We start from the raw sequence: 18,006 nt of genomic DNA on the forward strand, positions 1-18,006 counted from the left end.
ATGACGCTCGACCTTGCAACCTCCGCGCCGAGCATTCGCGTTCTTTCCAGCATGGACGACGCACATGCCCGGCAGCTGGCCGACGTGCTCGTCGATTGCGTGGAGGGCGGCGCATCGGTCAGCTTCATGCTGCCGCTGACCCGCGAGCGCGCTTCGGCGTTCTGGCGACGCGTGGGCGAGGGCGTGGCATGCGGCGACCGCGTGCTGCTGGTGGCCGAAGACGCGCAAGGCATCGTCGGAACCGTGCAGCTGCTGCTCGAAATGCCGGAGAACCAGCCGCATCGCGCCGAAGTGGCAAAGATGCTCGTGCACCGGCGCGCCAGGCGCCAGGGTATCGGCGCGCTGCTGATGCAGGCCGCCGAGCAGCTCGGCCGCGAACGCGCCAAGACCTTGCTCGTGCTCGACACCTCCAGTGCCGAGGCCGAGCGCCTGTATGCCCGACTCGGCTGGACCCGCCTTGGCGTGATCCCGGGCTTTGCGTTGCTGCCGGGCGGCGAGCCGTGCGACACCACCTACTTCTATCGCGCGCTGGCCTAGCGCATGGCGCCAAAAATGCGGTAGCCCGGGATTTGCGGACGCGGCGCAGCCTGTCATCATTCGCGGCTGAATGACCCAAGAACCGACGCCCCTCATCGATCTGTTGTTGAACCGCGCCAGGCAGGTGCTGGCGGGCACGGACGGCACGCTGCAGTGCGCCGCCGCCACGCCCGAAGCCGGCTGCGTGGTGTTCATCGCCCTCGGCGACCAGGCGAGCCGCGCACGCGTGGTCGTGGGGCGCGGGGGCAGCGCCGAGGAGGCCTGGCGCGAGGCATGCAATGCGGCGCTCGCGCTCATCCAGCGCATCGGCATGCAGCCTGGCCGCGTGCGCGTGGAGCTCGTCGAACAGGTCGAGGCCATGACCTGGGGCGCGCTGAAGGCTCGCCTCTCGCGAACCAAGCGCAACTACTTCAACCAGGGCGTGTCGTTCGACGCGAGGTTCGAAGCGGCGCTGCTCGCGCAGGAGATCAGCGGCAGCGCCATCTTCTACAACGGCACCGTGGAACACGCAGAGCCCAACGCCGGCAACCTGCGCCTGCACGCCCAGAGGCGCTTCGGCGCCGAGATCGATTTTCCGTCCGACGATGCGGTGCCGGTGTGGTGCTTCGTCACGCGCGGTGCCTATGCCGATGCCGAGGGCGCCTGGCCGCTGACGGCCAAGGGGCAGGCCGCGGGCTATCGCACGCTGCCCGAATGGAACGCGGGCCAGGTGCGCCGCCTCGTCGACACCGCGAGCGACTATCTCGCCGCGCAGGTCCAGCCCACGGGCGAGTTCCACTACGGCTGGTTCCCGTGCTTCGACCGCGCGATTCCCACCTACAACACCCTGCGCCACGCCAGCTCGACCTATGCGCTGCTCGAAGCCTGGGAGCTGACCCGCAGCGATACGCAAAAGGCGGCCATCGACCGTTCGCTGGGCTTCCTGACGGCCCGGCTCATTCGCCAGGTCGAACTGCCCGGCGGCACGCGCGCGGCGTACCTGCTGGATGTCGGCAACGAGATCAAGCTCGGTGGCAACGCGGTGTGCCTGCTGGCCTTCGTCAAATACACCGAGCTCACGGGCGATACGCAATACCTGCCGCTGATGGAGCAGCTCGCGCTCGGCATCCAGGCCATGCAGGACCCGGCGAGCGGGCGCTTCGTCCACGTGCTGAACCACCCGGCGCTCGACGTGAAGGATGCGTTCCGCGTCATCTACTACGACGGGGAAGCCGCCTTCGGCCTCATGCGCCTCTACGGGCTCACGCGCGATCCGCGTTGGCTCGCGGTCGTCGAGAAAGCCTTCGACCATTTCATTGCCGCGGAGCACTGGCGCGCGCACGACCATTGGCTGAGCTATTGCGTGAACGAGCTCACCCGCCATCGGCCAGAAACACGCTACTACCGCTTCGGCCTGCAGAACGTGGCCGACTACCTGGACTTCGTGCTCGAGCGCATCACCACCTTTCCGACGCTGCTGGAACTGATGATGGCCGCGCGCGACATGGTGGCGCGGCTTGCCGCCGACCCCGCGCTGCGCCCGCTGCTCGAAGGCTTCGACCGCGACAAGTTCGACCGTGCGCTCGAGCACCGCGCGCGCTACCTGGCCAACGGCTACTTCTGGCCCGAGCTGGCGATGTTCTTTCGCAACCCCGAACGCGTTGCCGGCTCGTTCTTCATCAAGCACCACAGCTTTCGCGTGCGCATCGACGACGTGGAGCACTATCTCTCCGGCTACGTGGCCTATCTCAAGTTCCTGCAAGCGCGGGAGAACGACGACTCCCACGACGATGCCGGCCATGCGGAGGGGAGCGCCCCCGCACCGGTGGTGGCATGGGGCGGCGACGTCAACATTGGCCGCAGGCAGCACTACCTGACAGCGCAACTCGGCGTGCCGTCGGTGCTCGGCGGCGTGCCGGTGCTGGCCGAGGCGGACCTGCGCATCGTCAATCTGGAGTGCGTGGTTTCCAGCCGCGGCGAGCAGGGGGTGCCGAAAGGCGAGGCCGGCCCGCACTACTACCGCGCGCGGCCTGAAATGCTGCGCGTGCTCACCGGCGCCGGCATCGACATGGTCGCCACCGCCAACAACCACAGTGGCGACTACGGCGCAGCGGCGCTCGCGGAGCAGGCGGCCTTGCTCGATGCCGCCGGCATCGCGCATACAGGTTCGGGTCCGACGCTGGACGCCGCGCTCGCGCCCGTGCTGCGGCGTGCAGGGCACCTGAACGTGGCGCTCTTCGCCATCGACACCACGCAGCGGCGCTTTGCCGCCGGCAAGGCCACGGCCGGCAACGCCTACCTGCCGCTGTCATCGCCCGCGGAGTGGACGGCATGCCTTTCGCCCCGCATCGTCGCCGCGCGCCAAAAGGCGCATGTGGTGCTGGTGGCCGTGCATTGGGGAAAGAACCGGGAGCCTTGCCCCAGTCCCGAAGAAATCGCCGTGGGCCACGCCATCATCGAGGCCGGCGCCGACGCGGTGCTGGGTGCTTCGGCGCATGTCGTGCAAGGCGTCGAGATACACAAGGGCCGGCCCATCCTCCATGACGCCGGCGATCTCCTGTTCGACGCCATCGGCCGCAGCAGCAAGGACAGCGACGAAAGCGGGGTGTTCTCGCTGCACCTGGGCATCGACGGCGTGCGGCGCGTGGTGTTCACACCGGTCGCCACGGGCTTCGGCCAGACGATGCAGCTGGAAGGCGAGCGCGCGGTGGCGGCGGCCGGCCGCTTCCTGCAGAAATCCGCCGCGCTCGGATCGGACTTCGCGCTCGCACCCAACGGCCAGTGCACGCTCGACCTGCATCCGCCCGCCAGGACGCCAAGGCCGCCACCATGGCCGGCCCTGCCGCAGATGGCGCGCAGGCCCGAGGCGATCCAGCCTCTGCAGCAGCCACGCGAAGAGTGGCTGCCGGCGGTGGTGCCGCCAGAGGCGGCGCTCGAGCAGCCCCTGTCGCTGGGGCCGCTGCGCCTGCTCGGCGTGCGAACCACGCCAGCGGCCATTGCAGGCCGCGGCATGCTGTACGTCGAGACCTTCTGGCAAATCGACGAGGCGACCGGCACCGACTGGCGGCTCGACATCCGCGCCGTGCCGGCAGCGCCGGCCACCATGCCGGCCTGGGGCGTCGCGATGGATCACGACCCCTGCGACTGGATGTGGCCCACGAGCCGCTGGCAGCCCGGCCGCATCTATCGCGATTTGCATGGCTTGCGGCCACCAGCGGGCAAGCTTCTGCATGATGCGCGGCTCCAGATCGAAGTCGGGCTGGTGGGCGATGCCGGTCGGGTGGAGCGGGTCCGACTGCCAAGGGACGTTTCGTTCGCGGTGCGAGCGGACCGTGTGGCGGCATGAGGCGCGAGAGCTCCACAGCCAGCGGAACCGAAGGCATGGCTGCCGGACGCTGGCGGCTTGTTCCCCTCGCGCTGCTGGCGCTGGCACAGACCGCATGCGCGCAACGCGGCGGCCCGGAGCCGCAGGTCCCTGTGCTTGCAGCCGAAGGCGGAACACTGCGGTGGAACCAGCCCGCCGTGCGCGCCAACTGCCCCGACCGCGCCGGCTATCTCTGGGTGCAGCCGGTCGAAGGGCCGGCCTGCATCCGCTACTTCGCGAGCAGCGACATCGACGATGCGCGCATGGCCATCGTGCAGTTTTCAGGTGACCGCGACGGTGTCATGAACCAGTCGCCCGAGCGCATTCCCGGCAACACCGAGGCCCTGCGCATGCTCGACGCCCAGCGCAGCCGCGATCGCGCGGGCGTGCCATGGGTCTTCGTGGCGCGGCCCGGCACTTACGGATCGTCGGGCGACCATCGCAGGCGGCGCGAACTGGCCGAGTTCCACGCGCTGGATGCGGCGCTCGATGCGCTGATGCAGCGGCACCGGATCCAGCGCATCGTGATCCTCGGTCACAGTGGCGGCGCGACCGCCGGCGCGGCGCTGCTCACGCTCGGCCGCACGCGCATCGCCTGCGCGGTGCTGACCTCCGGCGCCTACGGCCTGCTGGAGCGTGCACGCCGGCTGGGGCAATCGCGCGACGGCCGCAGCGACACCACCGGCAGCACGCAGTTCTACGATCCGCTCGACCACATCGACGGCATTGCGCGCGATCCGCTGCGGCGCATCGTGCTGATCGGCAGCCGTGACGACAGGAACACGCCCTTCGACTTGCAGGAGCGGTTTGCCGATGTGATCGCCAAGGCGGGCCATCGCGTGGAAGTCAAGACCCATGCGGCAGAGCCGCCGCAGAATCACGACCTCAAGGACCGCATCGGCTTGCAGACCGCATCGATCTGCGCACGCGAAGCGATGTTTCAATAACGACAGAGACCTTCAAGACAATGCCCTCGCCGAACAGCAGCACTAGCAATAGCAGCTCCACCGCCCGCATCGCCACGCAGGAGTTCGGCCGCATGCCCGACGGGCGCGCGGTGACCGAATACACGCTCGACAACGGTCGCGGCCTTCACCTTAGTGCCATCAACCTTGGCGGCATCGTCACCGCATTGCACGTGCCCGACCGCCACGGCCAAAGCGGCAACGTCGTGCTCGGCCTGCCCTCGCTCGATGAGTACCTGAAGCCGCATCCGCACTTGGGCACCATCGTCGGCCGCTATGCCAATCGCATCGCGGGCGGGCGCTTCACGCTCGACGGTGTTGGGCATCAACTCCCGCTCAACAACGGCGCCAACTCGCTGCATGGCGGGCACAACGGCTTCGGCACGCGCTTCTGGCAGATCGAAGCGGTGCCGGCGCGCGAGGATGGCGATGAGGTCGCCATCGACCTCTGCTACACCAGCGCCGACGGCGAAGAGGGCTATCCCGGCGAGGTGCAGGTGACCGTGCGCTACGCGCTCAGCACCACAGAGAACGCGTGGCGCATCGACTACCGCGCCGTGGCCGACCGCGCCACCGTGTTGAACCTGAGCCACCATGACTACTTCAACCTGGCGGGCGGCGGCGCGGTGCTCGGCCATCGCCTGTCGATCCCCGCAAGCCGCTTCTGTCCGGTGGATTCGGGCCTGATTCCGCTGAGCCTGGCGCCGGTGGCCGGAACCCCATTCGACTTTCGCGCGGCCACGCCAATCGGCGAGCGCATCGACGATCCGCACGATCAACTGCGGGTGGCCGGCGGCTACGACCACAACTGGGTGCTCGACCGCGAGCCGACGGGCATGGCGCTGGCGGCACGCCTCGAACACGAGCCCTCCGGGCGCGTGATGGAAGTGCATACGACCGAACCGGCGGTGCAGTTTTATTCGGGCAACTTTCTCGACGGCACCCTTCGCGGCCGCGAAGGCGAGAGCTTCAAGCGGGGCGCCGGGCTGTGCCTGGAAACGCAGCACTACCCCGACTCACCGAATCAGCCGGACTTTCCTTCGACGGTGCTCCGGCCGGGAGAAGTGTTCAGCAGTGCCACGGTTCACCGCTTCGGCATTTCGGCCTAGGCTTTGACCGCGTCGGCGCCGAACTCGGCAGCGGGCAGGCCGGGGCTTGCGATGCGAACCGAGAACAGTGCGCCGGCCAGCGGCTCTGCCTTCAGTTCTTCGTCCGAGAGCCCGCTGCGCGCGGTGGTGATGTAGAGCGTGCACAGGTCGTCGCCGCCAAAGGCGCAGTCCGTGACGTTGCTCGCGGGAAGTTCGATGCGGCACAGCTCGGCGGCGCTCACCGGGTCGTGGCAGCTCACGCAATGGCCGCCCCAGCGCGCGATCCACAGCCGCCCGGCCGCGTCGGTCGTCATGCCGTCGGGCAGGCCGTCGCCTTTCGCAAAGCGAAGCCACACGCGCTTGTTGCTCACGGTGCCGGCTGCGCTGTCGAAGTCGTAGGCATACACGCAGCCTTCCACGGTGGCGTTGAAATACATCGTGCGTTCGTTGAGCGACCAGGTCGGACCGTTGGTCACCGCAAAGCCGTCGTCGTGGCGCGTGCAGCGGCCGTCGGCGTCGAAGCGATAGAGCGCGCCGGTCGGCGCCACGCAATCGAAGTCCATGCTGCCACCCCAGAAGCGGCCCTGCCGATCGCACTTGCCATCGTTGAAGCGATTGCCGGGCCGGTCGGGCTCGGGCTGGTGCAGGTAGCGCGGCGGCGCATCCACGGCCGGGTCGAAGTAGGCGAAGCCGCGGCGCATCGTGACGATCAGCCCCGGCGCATCGGCGCGCTCGGCGAGCGCGGTGATCTCCTCGTCGAACTGCCAGCTCTGCCGCGCGCCGCCGGCCGGGTCGTGGCGGTACAGGCGACGGCCGAGGATGTCGAGCCAGTAGAGCGCCTGTTCGCGCTGCGACCACAGCGTGCCCTCGCCGAGCGTGGCGCCGGCGGGCCACAGGCACTCGGGTTGGCCGAGGACGGTGGGTGCACCCAGGGGTGCAAGAGGAGATGCGGAGCTGCCGTTCTGAGTCATTGTTTTGCGCCTTCGTTGTCTCGGTCCTTGACGCGGCGGATCGTATCAAGGCATATTGATAATAGAAACCAAACTATTTGGCATCAAGTGATATTCATTTTGCAATGTCACAGCCAGCTCTCTGGAGACGCACATCTTGAAGGATTCCCCGCAGCTTTCGATTCATCCCAGCCTGAAGGGACGCACCGTGTTCGTCACCGGCGGCGGCAGCGGCATTGGCGCGGCCATTGTGGCGGCGTTTGCGGCGCAGGGCGCGCGCGTGGCGTTCGTCGACATTGCCGAAAGCGCCAGCGCCGCGCTCGTGCAACAGATCGTCGAGCAAGGCCACGCCGCGCCGTGGTGGCGCACTTGCGACGTGCGCGACATCGGCGCGCTGCAGAAGGCCATCGACGACGCGGCCGGCGAGCTGGGCGACTTCGCCGTGCTGGTCAACAACGTGGCGAGCGACGACCGCCACACGCTCGAATCGGTCACGCCCGACTACTACGACAACCGCATGGCCATCAACGAGCGGCCGGCGCTGTTCGCGATCCAGTCGGTGGTGCCGGGCATGCGTCGGCTGGGCTTCGGCTCGGTGGTCAACCTGGGTTCGACGGGCTGGCAGACCAAGGGCTCGGGCTATCCTTGCTATGCCATTGCGAAGTCGTCGGTCAATGGCCTCACGCGCGGCCTGGCCGTGGAGCTGGGCAAGGACCGCATCCGCATCAACACCGTGTCACCGGGCTGGGTGATGACCGACCGGCAGGTGAAGCTCTGGCTCGACGACGAGGGCGAACAATCGCTCAAGCGCAACCAGTGCCTGCCCGACAAGCTCCTGCCTGAGGACATCGCGCGCATGGTGCTGTTCCTCGCGTCGGACGACGCGAAGATGTGCACGGCGCAAGAGTTCACCGTCGATGCAGGCTGGACCTGATCAGTCCATCTCGAGTTTGCGCCCGTAGACGCTGAGGCTGGCTGTCTTCAGCGCTTTCATCATCACCTTGGCAGCCGGCGACGGCAGCCGGTCGGTGCGGGTGATGATGCCGAAGGCGTCCATGTGGCAGGGCATGTCCAGCGGCAGCAGCGACACGATGCCGTGTGCGGCGTAGTAGCGCGCCACGTCGGAGGCGAGCACGGCCACCATGTCGCTCTGCTGCAGCATGCGCGTGATGAAGAGCAGGGCCGAGCTTTCGATGATGTTGTTCGGCGGCACCAGGCCTTCTTCCTGGAACATCAGCTCGAAGCGGTGGCGCAGCACGCTGCCCGCGGGCGGCACGATCCAGCCGGCGCCCACCACGTCGCGCAGCGTGAGGCCGCTCACGCCCAGGAGCGGATGGCCGGGGCGCACCAGCGCGCACACGGGCTCCTCGGCCAGCGCTTCGTAGCGAAGCTGCGACTTGTCGTGCTCGGCGAAAAGCCGCGCCACCAGGATGTCGAGCTTGCCCTGTTCGAGCCGCTCGATCAGCACCGCGCTGGTCTCGATCTCCAGCGACACGCGCAGGTCGGGCTGTTCGCGCTTCACCATGGCCACCGCCGGCGGCATCAGCGTGAGGCCGGGCGCGGTGATGGCGCCCACGCCCACCTGGCCGAAGCGGCCGGCCTTGAGCGCGGTGAGCTCGTCGTGCGCCTGGTTCAGGCTGGCCAGCGCCACGCGGGCGTGGCGGATCATGGTTTCGCCGTACCAGGTGGGGCGCATGCCGCGCGGCAGCCGGTCGAACAGCGGCACCTCCAGCACGTCTTCCAGGTCTTTCAGCAGCTTGGAGGCGGCGGGCTGGGTCATGTTGAGCACCTGCGCCGCGCGGTGGATGTTGCCTTCCTCCGCCAGCGCCACCAGCAAAAGCAGTTGCCGCGTCTTGAGGCGCGCGCGGATGAACCAGTGGTTGTAGTTGGTCATGGTTGTTGTTAAGGCTTTGGGCTGAAAGGGTTTTCCAGAATCCGGCGATTGATATCCATTTTGTCGAAAAAATGATTGGATCGATATCAATTCTGTTCCTAGACTTCGCCCCACTTCCAAAAACCAGAGACAAGGTCGGCGCACAGGTGATTCACGGCGAGATCCATCAGAACGTGCGGCAATACATCAACGGCCGCTGGGAAACCAGCGCGACCACGGGTGTGAGTGCCAATCCTTCGGACACCAGCGAAGTGGTGGCCGAATACGCACGTGCCGATCGCCGCCAGGTCGAATCCGCGATCCGCGCGGCGGCCGACGCCTTTCCGCACTGGAGCCACAGCACGCCGCAGCGCCGGGCCGACGTGCTCGACCGCATCGGCACCGAGCTACTGGCGCGCAGGGACGACCTGGGCCTGCTGCTGGCGCGCGAGGTCGGCAAGACGCTGCCCGAAGCCGTGGCCGAAGCCACGCGCGCCGGGCAGGTGTTCAAGTTCTTTGCGGGCGAGGCGATGCGCGGCGGGGGCGAGAACATGGCATCGCTGCGCGCTGGTGTGCAGGTCGACGTCACGCGCGAACCGGTCGGCGTGGCCGGCCTCATCACGCCGTGGAACTCGCCGCTTGCAGTGCCGGCGACCAAGATTGCGCCCGCTCTGGCCCATGGCAACAGCGTGGTGTTCAAGCCTGCCGAACTGGTGCCGGCCTGCGGCTGGACGCTGGCCGAAATCATCAGCCGCGCCGCGCTGCCCGCGGGCGTGTTCAACCTGGTGATGGGCAGCGGCCGCGAGGCCGGCCAGGCGTTGGTCGACAGCCCGCTGGTCGATGCGGTGAGCTTCACCGGGTCGGCCCGCAACGGCGAACGCATTCTCCAGGCGGCCGCCGCGCGGCGCGCCAAGGTGCAGCTCGAGATGGGCGGCAAGAACGCGCTCGTGGTGCTGGCCGACGCCGACATCGACCACGCGGTCGACTGCGCGGTGCAGGGCGCCTACTTTTCCAATGGCCAGCGCTGCACGGCGTCGAGCCGGCTCATCGTCGAGGCCGCCGTGCACGACCTGTTCGTCGCGCGGCTCCGTGAGCGGCTCAAGGCGCTGAAGATCGGGCATGCGCTCGAACGCGGAATCGACATCGGGCCGCTGGTCGACGAAGAGCGGCTGGCGCGCAGCCTGGCCTGGGTAGCCATTGCGCGAGAAGAGGGTGCCGAGCACGTTTGGGGCGGCGAGCCGCTCAAGCGCGCGACGGCAGGCCACTACATGAGTCCGGCACTCTTCCTGGCCGAGCCAGGGCACCGCATCGCGCGCGAGGAAATCTTCGGCCCACTGGCCTGTGTGCTGCGCGTTGCCGACTACGACGAGGCGCTGGCGCTGTGCAACGACACGCCCTCGGGCCTGAGCGCGGGCATCTGCACCAACTCGCTCAAGCACGCGATGCATTTCAGGCGCCATGCCGAGGTCGGCATGACGATGGTCAATCTGCCGACCGCGGGCGTGGACTTCCACGTGCCCTTTGGCGGCCGCAAGGGGTCGGGCTACGGGCCGCGCGAACAAGGGCGCCACGCCGCGGAGTTCTACACGACGGTCAAGACCGGCTATATGCTGGCCTGACCACCACGGACGGTTTTCATCAGCAAGCAAACAGAGAAAGAAGGAGACATTCCCATGAAACTCAATCGCCGCACCCTCAACATCGCACTCGCCGCCGCCTCGCTGGGCGGGCTTCTTCCCGCCGCCGCGCTGGCGCAGAAGAAGATCGTGCTGGGCTTCAGCCAGGTCGGGGCCGAGAGCGAATGGCGCACCGCCAACACCGAGTCGATCAAGGCATCGGCCAAGGAAGCCGGCATCGAGCTCAAGTTCTCCGATGCGCAGCAGAAGCAAGAGAACCAGATCAAGGCCATCCGCTCTTTCATTGCGCAGAAGGTCGACGTGATCGCCTTCTCGCCTGTGGTGGAGTCGGGCTGGGAAACCGTGCTGCGCGAAGCCAAGGCCGCGAAGATTCCGGTGGTGCTGACCGACCGTTCCGTGAACACCAAGGACGACACGCTCTACGTGACCTTCATGGGCTCCGACTTCGTCGAGGAAGGCCGCAAGGCGGGTCGCTGGCTGGTCGAGAAGATGAAGGACCAGAAGGGCGACGTGAACATCGTCGAGCTGCAGGGCACCGTGGGCTCGGCACCAGCCATCGACCGCAAGAAGGGCTTCGAGGAAATCATCAAGGCCGATCCCAAGTTCAAGATCGTGCGCTCGCAGACCGGCGACTTCACGCGCGCCAAGGGCAAGGAGGTGATGGAAGCCTTCCTGAAGGCCGAGGGCAAGAAGATCAACGTGCTGTACGCGCACAACGACGACATGGCCATCGGCGCCATCCAGGCCATCGAAGAGGCTGGTCTCAAGCCTGCGAAGGACATCACCATCATCTCGATCGACGCCGTGAAGGGCGCCTTCGAAGCCATGATCGCCGGCAAGCTCAACGTGTCGGTGGAATGCAGCCCGCTGCTCGGGCCGCAGCTGATGAGCGCCGTGAAAGACATCAAGGCCGGCAAGGCGCTGCCCAAGCGCATCGTGACCGAAGAAGGCATCTTCCCGATGGAAGTCGCCGCCAAAGAGTTTCCCAATCGCAAGTACTGAGAGCCCATACCCATGAAACGCAACTTCCTCAAGGCCTCGCTCGCAGGCATCGCGCTGGCCGTCGCCGGTATCGCACCGCTCGCGCATGCACAGGACAAGGGACCGATCGCCATCTCCATGCCCACGAAGTCGTCGGCCCGCTGGATCGCCGATGGCGCCAACATGGTCAAGTACTTCAAGGAGAAGGGCTACAAGACCGACCTGCAGTACGCCGACGACGACATTCCGAACCAGCTCGCGCAGATCGAGAACATGGTCACCAAGGGCTCGAAGGTGCTGGTCATTGCGGCCATCGACGGTTCCACGCTGTCCGACGTGCTGCAGAAAGCCGCCGACAAGGGCGTGAAGGTCATCGCCTACGACCGCCTCATCAAGGGCTCGAAGAACGTCGACTACTACGCCACCTTCGACAACTTCCAGGTCGGCGTGCTGCAGGCGCAGTCGATCGAGGCGGCCCTCGGCCTGAAGAGCGGCAAGGGCCCGTTCAACGTCGAGCTGTTCGGCGGCTCGCCCGACGATAACAACGCCTTCTTCTTCTACAACGGCGCGATGTCGGTCCTCAAGCCCTACATCGACAGCGGCAAGCTGGTGGTGCGCAGCAAGCAGATGGGCATGGAAAAGGTCGGCACGCTGCGCTGGGACGGCGCGGTGGCGCAGGCCCGCATGGACAACCTGCTGTCGGCCTATTACTCCAAGGACCGCGTCGATGCGGTGCTGTCGCCGTACGACGGCCTGTCGATCGGCATCCTGTCGTCGCTCAAGGGCGTGGGCTACGGCTCGGCTTCGCAGCCGATGCCCATCGTCTCGGGCCAGGACGCGGAGATCCCGTCGGTCAAATCGATCCTGCGCAAGGAACAGACCTCGACCGTGTTCAAGGACACGCGCGAGTTGGCCAAGGTCACGGTGGCCATGGTCGACGCCATGCTGTCGGGCAAGACGCCCGAGGTGAACGACACCAAGACCTACAACAACGGCATCAAGGTGGTGCCCTCGTACCTGCTCAAGCCCGTGAGCGTGGACGGCGGCAACTGGAAGCAGGTGCTGGTCGACAGCGGCTACTACAAGGAAAGCCAGGTCAAGTGAGCATCGGCATGGCGGCAGTGGACACGCGCAGCATCCTCGAGATGCGCGGCATCACCAAGACGTTTCCGGGCGTGAAGGCGCTCTCCGACGTCAACCTGGCGGTGCGCGCGGGGGAGATCCACGCGGTGGTCGGCGAGAACGGCGCGGGTAAGTCGACGCTCATGAAGGTGCTGAGCGGCGTCTACCCGTGCGACTCGTACACCGGCGAGATCCACTTCGAGGGCGAGCTGCGCCGCTTCAGGAGCATTGCCGACAGCGAGAAGCTCGGCATCATCATCATCCACCAGGAGCTGGCGCTGGTGCCGTTGCTGTCCATTGCCGAAAACATCTTTCTCGGCAACGAGATTGCGCATGGCGGCGTGATCGACTGGTTCGCCGCCTATGCGAAGACCCGCGACCTGCTCGCCAAGGTGGGCCTCAAGGAGCCGCCCACCACGCTGGTGACGGACCTGGGCGTGGGCAAGCAGCAGCTGGTGGAGATTGCCAAGGCGCTGGCAAAGGAAGTCAAGCTGCTGATCCTGGACGAGCCCACCGCCAGCCTCAACGAGAACGACAGCGATGCATTGCTGATGCTGCTGCTCGAACTGAAGCGGCAGGGCATCGCGTCGATCCTGATCTCGCACAAGCTCAACGAAATTGCCAAGGTGGCCGACTCGATCACCGTGCTGCGCGACGGTGCCACGGTCGAGACGATGGACTGCCGCGGCCGGCCGATCAGCGAAGACCGCATCATCCGCGGCATGGTCGGCCGCGACATGGCGCACCGCTATCCGCAGCGCCACCCGAAGATCGGCGAGACGGTGTTCGAGGTGCGCGACTGGCGCGTGCACCATGCGCTGCACGCCGACCGCGAGCAGATCAAGGGCGTGAACCTGCATGTGCGGCGTGGCGAGATCGTCGGCATCGCGGGCCTCATGGGTGCGGGGCGCACCGAGCTCGCGATGAGCGTCTTCGGCAAGTCCTACGGCCAGCGCATCAGCGGCACGGTGCTGATGCACGGCCAGCCGGTGGACGTGGGCACGGTGCGCAAGGCCATCGACCATGGCATTGCCTACGTCACCGAAGACCGCAAGGGCCTGGGGCTCGTGCTCGAGGAAGACATTCGCAAGAACGTGAGCCTGGCCAACCTGGAGGCGGTCTCCAACGCCATGGTGATCGACGACGCACGCGAATTCAAGGTCGCGGTCGATTACCGCAAGGCACTCAACATCCGCTCTTCGGGTGTGGAACAGCTGGTGGTCAACCTGTCGGGCGGCAACCAGCAGAAGGTGGTGCTCAGCAAATGGCTCTTCACCAAGCCCGAACTATTGATTCTTGACGAACCCACGCGCGGCATTGACGTGGGCGCCAAGTACGAGATCTACACCATCATCGACCAGCTTGCGAGCGAGGGCAAAGGCATTCTCATGATTTCTTCCGAACTGCCGGAACTGCTCGGCATGTGCGACCGCATCTATGTGATGAACGAGGGCCGCTTCGTGGCCGAATTTACGGCAGCCGAGGCTTCGCAGGAACGCATCATGCACGCCATCGTGAGCGCGGGGAGTTCCGTTCATGTCGCAGCCTGAAGTCAACGCGGCGGTGAACGCCGCCGTCCCCATCTCGGAGGCTGGCCCCAAGCTGCACGCCGGCTTCCTGAAGAACAACCTGCGCGAATACGGCATGTTGATCTCGCTCGTCGCGATCATGGTGCTGTTCCAGGTGCTGACCGACGGTACGCTGCTGCGGCCGCTGAACCTCACCAACCTGCTGCTGCAGAACAGCTACGTCGTCATCATGGCGCTGGGCATGCTGCTGGTGATCGTGGCGGGCCACATCGACCTGTCGGTGGGCTCGGTCTGCGGCTTCATCGGCGCGCTGGCGGCGGTGCTGATGGTCGAGTACGAATGGCACTTCGTGCCCACGGCCATCATCAGCATTGCGGCGGGCGCGGTCATCGGCGCGGCGCAGGGCTGGTTCGTGGCGTTCCGAAAGATTCCGTCGTTCATCGTCACGCTCGCGGGCATGCTGGTGTTCAAGGGGCTCACGCTGGCGCTGCTGGCGGGGCAGTCGGTGGGGCCCTTTCCGGTCGAGTTCCAGCGGCTGAGCTCGGGCTTCATTCCCGATCCGCTGGGCGGCGACACGTTGCGCACCACCTCGCTGGTGGTCGGCGCATTGGCCGCGGCGGCGCTGGTGTTCTTCAAGCTGCGCGGCCGGGCCAAGCTCGCGGCGCACGGCATGGAAACGGAGCCCTATGCGTTCTTCCTCGTGAAGAACCTGTTCTTCGCGGGCATCATCCTTTTCTTCAGCTACCTGCTCTCGACCTACAAGGGCCTGCCCAACGTGCTGATCGTGATGGCGGTGCTGATCGTGGTGTACGACTTCGTCACCAACCGCACCACCATCGGCCGGCGCATCTATGCGCTCGGCGGCAACGAGAAGGCGGCGCGGCTGTCGGGCGTGAAGACGCAGCGGCTCGCGTTCCTGACCTTCGTCAACATGGGCGCGCTGGCCGCTCTCGCGGGCCTGGTGTTCGCGGCGCGGCTCAACACGGCCACACCCAAGGCCGGCCTCGGCTTCGAGCTCGACGTGATCGCGGCCTGCTTCATCGGCGGCGCCTCGGCCTCGGGCGGCGTGGGCCGGGTGATGGGGGCGGTGATCGGCGCCTTCATCATGGGCGTGATGAACAACGGCATGTCGATCCTTGGCATCGGCATCGACTACCAGCAGGTCATCAAGGGCCTGGTGCTGCTGGCCGCGGTGTTCATCGACGTCTACAACAAGAACAAGTGATCGCATGAGCCAGAGCAGCATCAGCCCCGTGCTCGAACTGCGGGGCATCCACAAGCAGTTCGGCGGCATTCCGGTGCTGCGCGACGTGCAGCTGCGGCTCTATCCGGGCGAGATTCATGCGCTCATGGGGCAAAACGGCGCAGGCAAGTCGACGCTGATCAAGGTGCTCACGGGCGTGCTGCCATCGAGCGGCGGCGAGATATGCCTGGACGGAAAAACCATTCACCCCGCGTCGCCGCTCGAGGCGCAGAAGCTGGGCATCAGCACGGTGTACCAGGAGGTCAACCTGTGTCCGAACCTCTCGGTGGCCGAGAACGTGTTTGCGGGCCGCTATCCGCGCTGTGGTGCGGCGCAGGGTTTCCGCATCGACTGGGCGGCCGTCAACCGCCGTGCCGAGGAACTGCTGGCGCGCATCGGCCTGGACATCGACGTGACCCGGCTGCTGTCGAGCTACTCGGTCGCGGTGCAGCAGATGGTGGCGATTGCGCGCGCGCTCGGCGTGTCGTCGAAGGTGCTGATCCTGGACGAACCGACCTCGAGCCTGGACGATGACGAGGTGGAGAAGCTGTTCGAAGTGCTGCGGCGCCTGCGCGGCGAAGGGCTTGCGATCGTCTTCGTGACGCACTTTCTCAACCAGATGTATGCGGTGTCGGACCGCATCACGGTGCTTCGCAACGGCAACTGGGTGGGTGAATGGCGCGCAGCGGACCTTGGCCCGCAGGCATTGATTGCCGCAATGCTCGGGCGGGAACTCGCGGCCCAGTCGGCACGGCCCGCTGCGCTTCCCGCGCTCGACGAGGCGGCGCCAGCGTTGCTGCAGGCCGAGGGACTGGGACAGGCCGGGCAGCTGCAGGCGACCGATCTGCGCGTGCGCGCCGGCGAGGTCGTCGGCATCGCGGGCCTGCTCGGCGCGGGACGCACCGAGCTAGCGCGCCTGTTGTTCGGGCTCGAAACACCGGATCGCGGCATGCTGAGGATCGACGGCCGTTCCGTCAGCTTCTCGAACCCCGCCGACGCCATCCGCGAAGGGCTGGCGCTGTGCCCCGAAGAGCGCAAGACCGACGGCATCGTGGCCGAGCTGTCGGTGCGCGAGAACATCGCGCTGGCGCTGCAGGCGCGGCTAGGCACGCGGCGCTTTCTGTCGCACGCCGAGCAGACCGCGATGGCCGAGCGTTTTGTGGCGTCGCTGGGCATCAAGACCGCGAGCGTGGAAACACCCATCGGCCTGCTCTCGGGCGGCAACCAGCAAAAAGCCGTGATCGCGCGCTGGCTCGCGACCGAGCCGCGCCTCTTGATCCTCGACGAGCCGACGCGCGGCATCGACGTGGCGGCCAAGCAGGAAATCATGGAGGAGATATTGCGGCTCGCACGCGCGGGCATGGCGGTGATCTTCATTTCTTCCGAGATCAGCGAAGTGGTACGCGTGGCGCATCGCATCGTGGTGCTGCGCGATCGCAAGAAGGTGGGCGAGCTGCCGGGCGGCTCGACCGAGGACGAGGTATACGAAATGATTGCAGCAGCATGATGCACGCGCTGTCTCCGCGTTGTCCCCTCTCCCGCTTGCGGGAGAGGGCTAGGGTGAGGGCAGAGGCCCTCGACAAGCCAAAGGCCTTTGCGTGGGCCGCACCCCAACCCTCTCCCGCAAGCGGGAGAGGGAGAAAGACCGATGCGTTGCGCTGTGTTCGGTGGAGCCTGACATGACCAACGCCAGAAATCTCTTGGCCCGCGCGATGAGCCACCGCCTCGCTTGGCCCATCGTCACGCTGCTGCTCCTGCTCGCAGTCAACACCGCGTTCAACGCCAGCTTCCTGCACCTCGAATGGCGCGACGGCCATCTCTACGGCAGCCTGATCGACATCGTGAACCGCGCGGCGCCGCTCGTGCTGGTGTCGCTCGGCATGACGCTCGTCATTGCCACGCGCGGCATCGACATTTCGGTGGGCGCGGTGGTGGCCATTGCCGCGGCACTGGCGGCCTGGATGATCGGCGGCTCGGTGGCGAGCGACGTGAGCCGCTTTCCGATGTGGCTGGCCATTGCGGCGGCCCTCGGCATTGCGCTGCTGTGCGGCCTCTGGAACGGAATGCTGGTCGCCAAAGTCGGCATGCAGCCGATCATCGCGACGCTGATCCTCATGGTGGCGGGCCGCGGCATCGCGCAGCTCATCGCGGATGGGCAGATCATCACGATCTACTACAAGCCGTTCTTCTTCCTCGGCAGCGGCTACCTGCTGGGGCTGCCGTTCTCGTTGTTCATCGTGGCGGCGGTCTTCGTGCTGCTCTATCTCGCCATCACGCGCACTGCGCTGGGCCTGTTCATCCAGGCGGTGGGCATCAACCCGACGGCCGCGCGCGTGGCGGGCGTGCAGGCACGCCGGCTCGTCGTCGGCGCCTATGCGTTCTGCGGCGTCTGCGCGGGCATTGCGGGCCTCTTGATCAGCTCCAACGTCAAGAGCGCGGACGGCAACAACGCGGGACAGCTGCTCGAACTCGATGCGATCCTGGCGGTGACGCTGGGCGGCACGGCGCTCACCGGCGGGCGCTTCAGCCTCATGGGCAGCGTGATCGGCGCGCTGATCATCCAGACGCTGACCTATGCAATCTATTCGCTCGGAGTTCCGCCGGAGATCAACCTCGTCGTGAAGGCGGTGGTGGTGTTCGCGGTGATGCTGCTGCAGTCGCCGGAGTTCAGGGCTGAAGTGCGGACGCTGGTTCAGCGGCCTGCGCATGAGGGAGCAAGTTCATGAGCCTCCGCCCGG

At 66.7% G+C, this 18,006-nt stretch carries 14 protein-coding genes; 12 read left to right on the forward strand and 2 right to left on the reverse strand.

Annotation, left to right across the window (positions count from 1 at the left end; translation table 11 throughout):
* The 4 genes from ACJ7Z0_RS20865 to ACJ7Z0_RS20880 all read left to right on the forward strand — a co-directional run bounded on the left by ACJ7Z0_RS20865 (position 1) and on the right by ACJ7Z0_RS20880 (position 5,954).
* Positions 1-537, forward strand: coding sequence for a GNAT family N-acetyltransferase (locus ACJ7Z0_RS20865; protein ID WP_434791364.1), 537 nt, complete (start codon positions 1-3; stop codon positions 535-537).
* Positions 538-607: 70 nt separating this feature from the next.
* Complete coding sequence (locus ACJ7Z0_RS20870; protein WP_434791365.1) at positions 608-3,862, forward strand: CapA family protein; 3,255 nt, start codon at positions 608-610, stop codon at positions 3,860-3,862.
* Positions 3,863-3,897: 35 nt separating this feature from the next.
* Positions 3,898-4,827, forward strand: a complete 930-nt coding sequence (locus ACJ7Z0_RS20875) for a prolyl oligopeptidase family serine peptidase (RefSeq protein WP_434791366.1) — start codon at positions 3,898-3,900, stop codon at positions 4,825-4,827.
* 20 nt (positions 4,828-4,847) lie between these two features.
* Positions 4,848-5,954 carry an aldose epimerase family protein gene (locus ACJ7Z0_RS20880; protein WP_434791367.1) on the forward strand — a complete coding sequence of 369 codons (1,107 nt, stop codon included), beginning with the start codon at positions 4,848-4,850 and terminating at the stop codon, positions 5,952-5,954.
* On the opposite strand, the gene ACJ7Z0_RS20885 is transcribed toward ACJ7Z0_RS20880, so the two are convergent.
* On the reverse strand, positions 5,951-6,904 hold the full coding sequence (locus tag ACJ7Z0_RS20885; protein ID WP_434791368.1) for an SMP-30/gluconolactonase/LRE family protein: 954 nt from the start codon (positions 6,902-6,904) through the stop codon (positions 5,951-5,953). The two genes, ACJ7Z0_RS20880 and ACJ7Z0_RS20885, sit on opposite strands and share 4 nt — an antisense overlap.
* A 136-nt stretch (positions 6,905-7,040) precedes the next feature.
* On the opposite strand from ACJ7Z0_RS20885, the gene ACJ7Z0_RS20890 reads away from it, so the two are divergent.
* Positions 7,041-7,817: an SDR family NAD(P)-dependent oxidoreductase gene (locus ACJ7Z0_RS20890; RefSeq protein ID WP_434791369.1), complete on the forward strand. Its 777-nt coding sequence runs from the start codon at positions 7,041-7,043 to the stop codon at positions 7,815-7,817.
* Here ACJ7Z0_RS20890 and ACJ7Z0_RS20895 read toward each other — a convergent pair whose 3' ends face one another.
* Complete coding sequence (locus ACJ7Z0_RS20895; protein WP_055801935.1) at positions 7,818-8,777, reverse strand: LysR family transcriptional regulator; 960 nt, start codon at positions 8,775-8,777, stop codon at positions 7,818-7,820.
* A 146-nt stretch (positions 8,778-8,923) separates the two neighbouring features.
* On the opposite strand from ACJ7Z0_RS20895, the gene ACJ7Z0_RS20900 reads away from it, so the two are divergent.
* The 7 genes from ACJ7Z0_RS20900 to ACJ7Z0_RS20930 all read left to right on the forward strand — a co-directional run bounded on the left by ACJ7Z0_RS20900 (position 8,924) and on the right by ACJ7Z0_RS20930 (position 17,994).
* Positions 8,924-10,375 (forward strand): aldehyde dehydrogenase family protein, encoded by a 1,452-nt coding sequence (locus ACJ7Z0_RS20900; protein WP_434791370.1) that lies wholly within the window; start codon positions 8,924-8,926, stop codon positions 10,373-10,375.
* Between the two features lie 54 nt (positions 10,376-10,429).
* Positions 10,430-11,395: an ABC transporter substrate-binding protein gene (locus ACJ7Z0_RS20905; RefSeq protein ID WP_434791371.1), complete on the forward strand. Its 966-nt coding sequence runs from the start codon at positions 10,430-10,432 to the stop codon at positions 11,393-11,395.
* Positions 11,396-11,407: 12 nt separating this feature from the next.
* A complete protein-coding gene (gene chvE / locus ACJ7Z0_RS20910; RefSeq protein WP_434791372.1) occupies positions 11,408-12,478 on the forward strand; it encodes a multiple monosaccharide ABC transporter substrate-binding protein in 1,071 nt (356 codons plus the stop codon).
* 8 nt (positions 12,479-12,486) lie between these two features.
* A complete protein-coding gene (mmsA, locus tag ACJ7Z0_RS20915; protein ID WP_434792700.1) occupies positions 12,487-14,046 on the forward strand; it encodes a multiple monosaccharide ABC transporter ATP-binding protein in 1,560 nt (519 codons plus the stop codon).
* Complete coding sequence (gene mmsB, locus ACJ7Z0_RS20920) at positions 14,033-15,250, forward strand: multiple monosaccharide ABC transporter permease (RefSeq protein WP_434791373.1); 1,218 nt, start codon at positions 14,033-14,035, stop codon at positions 15,248-15,250. Before mmsA ends, mmsB begins: the two co-directional genes overlap by 14 nt.
* Positions 15,251-15,254: 4 nt before the next feature.
* On the forward strand, positions 15,255-16,775 hold the full coding sequence (locus ACJ7Z0_RS20925; RefSeq protein ID WP_434791374.1) for a sugar ABC transporter ATP-binding protein: 1,521 nt from the start codon (positions 15,255-15,257) through the stop codon (positions 16,773-16,775).
* A gap of 172 nt (positions 16,776-16,947) precedes the next feature.
* Complete coding sequence (locus ACJ7Z0_RS20930) at positions 16,948-17,994, forward strand: ABC transporter permease (RefSeq protein ID WP_434791375.1); 1,047 nt, start codon at positions 16,948-16,950, stop codon at positions 17,992-17,994.
* Positions 17,995-18,006: the final 12 nt, after the last annotated feature.

The organism is Variovorax palleresanus (assembly GCF_051144945.1).
GTDB classification, from domain to species: Bacteria; Pseudomonadota; Gammaproteobacteria; order Burkholderiales; family Burkholderiaceae_C; genus Variovorax; species Variovorax paradoxus_S.